1 protein-coding gene is annotated in these 1,857 nt (G+C 59.6%); it reads left to right on the forward strand.

Annotated features, from left to right (window positions below; translation table 11 throughout):
- The first annotated feature begins 118 nt into the window (after positions 1–118).
- Positions 119–1,630 carry a DUF7133 domain-containing protein gene (locus BGE01nite_RS28710; protein WP_146856384.1) on the forward strand — a complete coding sequence of 504 codons (1,512 nt, stop codon included), beginning with the start codon at positions 119–121 and terminating at the stop codon, positions 1,628–1,630.
- The last annotated feature ends 227 nt before the right edge of the window (positions 1,631–1,857 follow it).

Raw genomic sequence — 1,857 nt, forward strand, 5'->3', positions numbered from 1 at the left:
CTTTAGTCCGCGCTCCTCGGGTCCTGCGAAGTCCACGCTCCTTGGGATCATGGGCTTGACCCCGCACCGCTTTCCCCGAAAGGATCACCCTCCTGTGACCGATCTTCTTCGCCCTCGAATGAACCGTCTTTTCTCCCTGCTTGCCGCTCTCAGTGCTCCGCTGGCTCTCGCCGCCGACCCCACGGAGGCTGATTTCTACAAGATCACCACCTTTGAGACCCCGAAGGAGACGGCGATGGAGGTCGGCTCAATCGATCTGCTGCCGGACGGCAAGCTGGTCATGGGCACGCGTCGTGGTGAGATCTGGATCGTCAGTGGCGCAGGCAGCAGCGATCCCTCCGCGGTGAGTTACAAGCTCTTTGCCAGCGGCCTGCATGAGGTGCTGGGCATCGCCTACAATCCGAAAGACAAGAACATCTATGCCACCACGCGCTATGAGATCACCCGTCTCAAGGACACGGATGGTGATGGCCGCGCTGATGTCTTTGACAACGTGAACGACTCCTGGGGCGTCTCGGGCGACTACCATGAATACGCTATTGGTTCGCGCTTTGACAAAGCGGGGGATCTCTGGGTGACCCTTTGCCTCACGGGTTCCTTCAACAGCAATGTGCCCTTCCGCGGCTGGGCGCTGCGCATCAAGCCGGATGGCAAGATGGTGCCGACCTGCAGCGGCATTCGCAGCCCTGGTGGCATGGGATTCGATGCCGATGGCGAGGTCTACTACTGTGACAACCAGGGGCCGTGGCATGGCTCATGCACGCTGCAGCATCTGGTGCCCGGTAGCTTCCAGGGACATCCTGCGGGGAACATCTGGTATGACCAGGCTCCGAACATGGGACCGCGCCCGATCGATCCTCTTCCCGAGGCTTTCCAAGGAGATCGTGATCGTGGTGAGGCTCGTCCTGGTGGCGACCCTGACCGCATGGTGAAGGAGCGTGAGCGCATCAAGCAACTGCTGCCTCCGGCGGTGTATCTGGTACACGGAAAAATCGGCAACTCCGCCTCCGCGATCATCTGCGATACGAGCGCTGGAAAGTTCGGCCCGTTTGAGAAGCAGCTCTTCGTGGCGGATCAGTCTCACAGCAATCTGAGCCGCGTGTTTCTGGAGACCGTGAATGGCATCAAGCAGGGCGTGGTGATCCCTTTCCGCAGTGGTTTCCTGAGCGGCCTTATCGGCGGACGCATGGATGAAGAGGGCCGCGTGTTTGTGGGCGGCAGTGATCGCGGCTGGGGCGCTCGTGGTGGCAAGCCTTACTGCTTTGAGAAATGTGAATGGACCGGCAAGGTGCCCTTCGAAGTGCATGAGATGCGCGCGAAGAATGACGGCTTCGAGCTCACCTTCACACAGCCCCTGGACCCCGCGACTGCTGGCGATGTGAAGAGTTATTCCATGCGCGAGTTCACCTATGCCTACCGCGAGCAATACGGCGGCGATGAAGTGCAGGAAGTGCTGCCGAAGATCACGGAAGCGAAGGTGGCCGCTGATGGCAAGTCCGTGCGCCTAACCATCTCTCCGCTCACGAAGGGGCACATCCATGAGCTGCATCTGGATGGTGTGCGCAATGCGCAGAAGCAGCCGCTGCTTCACACGGTGGGTTATTACACGCTGAACGAGATTCCGCGGTGAGGTTGTGAGTGGCGCAGAGTGATCTCTGGTCTTTGATCTCTTCACGCACACGCATGTTGGAGTCCTCACGATCCAAGGAGCGCGGACTTTAGTCCGCAGCACCTCGAACGCATGAACAAGGGAGGAGTCACCTCCCCTTATATGGTGTATCCATCACCCGTCTTCGGCTTGAAGTGCTGGGGCGAGGACAATGTCCGCAGCGAGATATTGACCTGCTGCGGACTGAA

The sequence above is a fragment of the Prosthecobacter gellanilyticus genome, assembly GCF_007992435.1.
Lineage (GTDB): Bacteria > Verrucomicrobiota > Verrucomicrobiia > Verrucomicrobiales > Verrucomicrobiaceae > Prosthecobacter > Prosthecobacter gellanilyticus.

Excerpts from the sequence above, each read along its gene's own strand:
- BGE01nite_RS28710 (WP_146856384.1), top strand. The coding sequence starts at position 119 with ATGAACCGTCTTTTCTCCCTGCTTGCCGCTCTCAGTGCTCCGCTGGCT.